Annotated in this window: 5 protein-coding genes and 1 pseudogene; all 6 read right to left on the bottom strand. The window is 41.3% G+C overall.

What is annotated here, in order from left to right:
• A partial coding sequence (locus AC29Z1_RS10330; protein WP_488271383.1) for an AI-2E family transporter occupies positions 1-869 on the bottom strand: 869 nt, incomplete at its 3' end.
• 2 nt (positions 870-871) lie between these two features.
• On the bottom strand, positions 872-1,492 hold the full coding sequence (locus AC29Z1_RS10325; protein WP_488271382.1) for an MBL fold metallo-hydrolase: 621 nt from the start codon (positions 1,490-1,492) through the stop codon (positions 872-874).
• Between the two features lie 165 nt (positions 1,493-1,657).
• A complete protein-coding gene (gene dtd, locus AC29Z1_RS10320) occupies positions 1,658-2,107 on the bottom strand; it encodes a D-aminoacyl-tRNA deacylase (RefSeq protein ID WP_488271381.1) in 450 nt (149 codons plus the stop codon).
• A 10-nt stretch (positions 2,108-2,117) separates the two neighbouring features.
• Positions 2,118-4,328 (bottom strand): RelA/SpoT family protein, encoded by a 2,211-nt coding sequence (locus tag AC29Z1_RS10315; protein ID WP_488271380.1) that lies wholly within the window; start codon positions 4,326-4,328, stop codon positions 2,118-2,120.
• A 36-nt stretch (positions 4,329-4,364) separates the two neighbouring features.
• The gene (locus AC29Z1_RS10310) at positions 4,365-4,877 is read right to left on the bottom strand and encodes an adenine phosphoribosyltransferase (protein WP_488271379.1); all 513 of its coding nucleotides are present in this window, start codon (positions 4,875-4,877) and stop codon (positions 4,365-4,367) included.
• 17 nt (positions 4,878-4,894) lie between these two features.
• Positions 4,895-5,553 (bottom strand): annotated as a pseudogene (locus AC29Z1_RS10305) (hypothetical protein); the annotation flags it as partial.

The following is a 5,553-nucleotide window of genomic DNA, read 5'->3' as shown; positions in this document are numbered from 1 at the left end:
TGATTTTCCACTTGCTGAATGAGTATGTAAAATGCTGCGACTTTTATTGCCAGTACTGGCGAAACAAAATATCCTAGTACAATGGCTGGTAGTGCTCCAATAATAGGGCCAATAATCGGAATGGCTTCCGTTAGTGCAGCTAACAGCCCCAATACTAACGGGTAATCCACCTGTAACCAGTACATACCGCAAAACACTAAGAGTCCCATGATAACACTAATCTGTACCTGACCGCGAATATAGTTGCTTATTACAGTACCCATTTCCTCAATCAGGGCTGTAGCTGTTATCCGGTAGGTGCGGGGAAAAAGCGTGATAACATCCCGCTTGAGAATCTGCCAGTCTTTGAGGAAATAGTAAGCTAAAACCGGCACGACCACGAGCTCAAATGCTTGGGTGGCAAAAGCAAAGGCAACATTTATTGCATTTTTTACCAACCCTATTACATAGGACATTGTTCTTCCCAGACTATCCTCAATAAGTGTCTGAATGTTGTCTGGAACTTGTGCCAAAACAATGGTTTTTTCGATGAATCTGGTGAGTTCATTGATTTTATTGGCAAGTTTAGGCAATGTACTAACCAAATGATTGAATTCGCTGATAAATGGTAACAGGACAAATGTAATCAGGACGGCAAGTAGCATTACAGTGAGAACTAAACTTATGATAATAGCAATGCTGCGCGGCAAATAAAATTTTCTTGTTCCCAGCGGTATACTTGTTAGAAAATTAACCAAGGGGTTTAGGATAAAGGCAGTCACAACAGCCAACATAACCGGCAGATAGATTGCCGTTACCTGGCTTAGTACATATAATCCAAACACTAAAACGGCAATCTTCAACCAACCAACAAGTGAAGTTTGCTTCATAATTATTGAATAAATGGGTTATGGTTACGTTCCCAACCAATTGTCGTTTCCGGACCGTGACCTGGCAGTACTTTGACAGCATCGTCAAGTGGTAGCAGATGTTCTTTTATACTTGTAATCAATTCACGGTACGAACCACCCGGAAAATCCGTGCGGCCAATTGATTCAGCAAATAAGGTATCTCCAGCAAATAAAACCGAGTCAGTTAACAGGCAGATACCGCCAGGGGTGTGGCCAGGGGTATGCAATACCTTCAATTCGATATTGCCAATAGTGATAATGTCATTATGCTTTAGCAATTTATCTGCCGGTTGGCAGACAAAACCGCCGCCAATATACATGGACAAATTACGTTCCGCACTGATTAGCATGCCAGCATCTTCCGGATGGATTAAAACTTTTGCTCCGGTTGCCTGTTTTACGCCATCATTGGCAGCAATATGATCAGCATGACCATGCGTATTGATAATATATTCTACTTGAAGATTGGCTTTGTTAATTTCGGCAACAATCGCTTCCGCATTGCCACCAGGATCAATTACCCCGGCTTTTAATGTTTGTTCACAATAAATAATATAGCAATTGGTTCCAAGATGTCCAACTTCCATTTGAATGATTTTCATTTACGATCACGCTCCCTAAAAAGTAGACGTAGCTTCAGACATTGTCAACCATCTGAAGGTTTGTCGCCTTTATCCAGGGACGTATCCGCTCATCTGTGCCCATAAAGGAAACTCTCAGTGATAGAAGTATCGAATCTGGGAGCGTTAGAGCGGTTCGTCTCAGGATTAAAACAGCCGTTTGCTATCAAGCAGCATAGTTACCGGTCCGTGGTTAGTCAACCGTACTATCATTTCGGCCTGGAACCGTCCACAGGCTACTGAAACTCCCATGGCTTGGCATTGTTTAACAAAATATTCGTAAAGCGCTATAGCCGTTTGTGGTGGTGCAGCAGTATCAAAGCTGGGGCGCCTTCCTTTACGGCAATCCCCGTACAAGGTAAATTGGGATACTACCAGTAGCTCCCCTTTTATATCCTTAAGTGATAAATTCATTTTTCCCGCTTTATCGGGAAAAATGCGTAAGTTTACAATTTTTTCCGCAAGATAGTTGGCATCTTGTTCCGTATCGTCTTGCCCTACTCCCAAAAAAACCGTTAATCCCCTTTGGATGGCACTAATTTCCTGGTTATCTACTGTTACACTAGCATGATCGGTTAATTGAACTACAGCTCTCATTTGACTCCTCCTAAATCTGGAACGTGCGTTGCACATTAAATACATCTGGAATTCTGCGTATTTTCGTCATGATATGTTCTAACTGACTTAGATTGCTAATGTCCATATCCATATTAATAACGGCAGTTTTATTTTTTTGTACTCTGGCGTTTAGGGAGGAGACATTTATTTTGGCATCAGAAGCAACGATGATAATATCTGACAGCAGATTCGGCCGGTCATTACCGATAATTTCAATAGGTACTTTGTATAGTGTATCGCTTTGAATATCCCAACTCACCTCAATCATGCGCTCATACTCTTCCGGGTTGTTAAGGATATTTGGACAATCTGTACGATGTACAGATACACCACGTCCTCTGGTAATATAACCCACAATTAAATCACCGGGAAGCGGATTACAGCACCGTGCCAGCCTAACCATAAGCCCAGATTCGCCTTTAACCAAGATTCCATGACTGGCTTTATTTTTTTTGCGTTTGGGTTTAAGCCCTGCCAGCATGGCCGATACATCAGGCGGGGTGGTGCTTTTTATTTCTTTTTTGTAAGCCTCGATCAGTTTGGTCATTACCCCGTGTACATTAACTCCACCATAACCTAAGGCTTCAAACAGGTCATCTTCACTGGAAAAATTTAATTTTTTTGCCGCTTCGCTCAAACGGTCGCCTTTTATCAGATCACGCCATTCGTACCCTAGCTTCTTAGCCTCCCGTTCAATCATTTCACGGCCCTTGGCAATATTTTCTTCCCGTTTTTCTTTCTTAAACCATTGTCTAATTTTATTGCGGGTTTCTGATGAACCAACTATATTTAACCAATCACGGCTAGGACCATTACTTTGCTTTGAGGTAATAATCTCCACAATATCGCCGTTAGTAAGCTTATATTCCAATGGTACAATTTTGCCGTTAACTTTAGCACCGACACAGCGATGGCCCACATCAGTATGAATACGATAGGCAAAATCAATGGGGTTTGATCCAGCAGGCAAATCAATGACATCACCTTTGGGCGTAAATACAAATACCTCATCGGCAAAAACATCCATTTTTACCGTTTCAATAAATTCTCGTGGATCCCGTAAATCCCGGTGCCATTCCAAAAGCTGTCTTAACCAAGCTAGTTTTTGGTCAGAATCTTTGCCTACTTTACCGCCTTCTTTATAACGCCAGTGGGCAGCAATACCATATTCAGAAATACGGTGCATTTCAAGAGTACGAATTTGGATTTCCAGTGGTTGTCCGGATTGCCCGATAACGGTAGTGTGAAGTGACTGATAGCCATTAGACTTAGGCATGGCAATGTAGTCTTTAAATCTTCCAGGAAGGGGCTTCCATAAGGTGTGAACAATACCTAATGCACCATAACAGTCTTTTACTGTATCAACGACAATACGTATTGCCGATAAATCATATATTTCACTAACATCTTGCTTATGGTTTTTTAACATTTTTTTGTAAATACTGTAAAAATGTTTGGGCCTGCCTTGAATTTCGGCTTTAATGCCGACACTTTCAAGTCGTTCGCTCATAAGCGCAATGGCTTCGTTGATGATCTCTTCTCGTTCTTTGCGTTTTTGTTTTACCTGCTCAACAAGTTTATAATACTTTTCTGGTTCCAAAAAGCGAAAGGCTAAGTCTTCCAGTTCCCACTTAATATTAGAAATTCCCAGCCGATGCGCAAGCGGTGCAAAAATTTCTAAAGTTTCCCGCGATATTTCCTGTTGTTTATGGGGTGCCATGTACTTTAGGGTTCGCATGTTGTGCAGTCGGTCAGCAAGCTTTATAAGAACTACCCGGATATCTTTTGCCATAGCTAAAAACATCTTGCGATAGTTCTCCATTTGATGATCTTCTTTCGATTTAAACTCGATACGGCTTAGTTTAGTCGCCCCATCAACGAGCATTGCAATTTCTTTGCCAAATTCTTTTTCCAGCATTTCCAGAGTAACATCAGTATCTTCAACTACATCATGCAACAAGCTGGCACTAATGGTGACTGCATCAATCTGCAAATCGGCCAATATATTGGCAACTCCCAGAGGATGACATATATATTCGTCTCCAGACACCCTAAGCTGCCCGGCATGGGCATTGTAAGCCATTTGGTAGGCTTTTTCGACCAGCGGCAACGGCGCATCAGGCTGGTAACTTTTTATTTTGGCAAGTATAGTTTCAATATTGGGCGTATTATCCCTTTTACCTTGTGCATCGTTACCCATGTCTCACCTCATATGATGCTGTGGACTATTATTCTATTAATATTGAACCAGCGAAGTAACATCATAACCAGATAATACTTGCCGGCCATTTAGAAATGATAATTCGATCAAAAAAGCTATTCCCACAATTTTACCACCTAGTTTTTCCACTAATTTAATTGTGGCCAAAGTAGTACCGCCTGTTGCCAATAAATCATCAACAATAAGTACCCGATTTCCCGGCATAATAGCATCTTTATGAATTTCTAACGCATCTTTGCCGTATTCCAGTGAGTATTCATAACTTATTGTTTCTGATGGTAGTTTTCCTGGTTTGCGGACAGGTACAAAGCCTGATCCCAGAACATAAGCGACAGGAGCACCAACGGCAAAACCTCTTGCCTCAGGACCAATAACTATGTCAACTTGTTGCTGTTTATATGGTTCTGCCAGCCTATCAATGGCTAAACGAAACGCTTTTCCGTCTTTGAGTAAGGTGGTAATATCTTTGAATTGAATTCCTGGTTGCGGAAAATCAGGTATATTGCGAATCTTTTCATGCAAATTCATTGGTGAACCTCCCTAAACTATATTTGCTGAGTCAAGAACTCTTCACGCAGCCTTATACTTTTTCTAAATGTAGGTGAATCTGTCAAATCAAGTTTGGTTTTCGGCGCTGGCAGAAGCTGAATCCGATAAACGTCCTGCTCAATACATTCCCGGGTTAATAGTCCTAACTCAGCTAAGATCGTTAGGGATAGTTCAATAACCCGCTCAGATAAAGCAGCTTTACAATGATTTACCAGCTTTTTAGCAATATCTTGGAGAGACAAAGTATGTTGATCAGAACTACTACATTTTTTTAGCGTTAAATATACTAGCCGCACACAGTCGCGATCAGGTGCAATTGTGTTTAGTTTTTCCTGCTCATCAAGCGATGGGCGTAAATCACATGCAGTTAGTTGTAACTTTTTTTGCCCCTGCCATTCATTGAATTTTGGAACAAACACCAGATCTATAGGTTTATTACAAATGAGACTATCTGATAAATCACCCATATTCCAGGCAATAACATCATTAACTGCCATATTATCAAGCGTAAGCTTTAGATGGCGTTTTTGTTGGCCAACAAGTCGCTTTTCTTTCAGTTTGACATTTCGGCAGGCAAATACCGGAGTGGGATTGGCGAACCCGTAGGGTTCAAGACAGGCTAATTGCTCGACAAAGGCAGCATTTACTTCTTCAA

Source organism: Sporomusa sp., from assembly GCF_057736855.1.
Note: the sequence above shows the minus strand (reverse complement) of the source record. Positions and strands in the feature narration are given on the sequence as shown.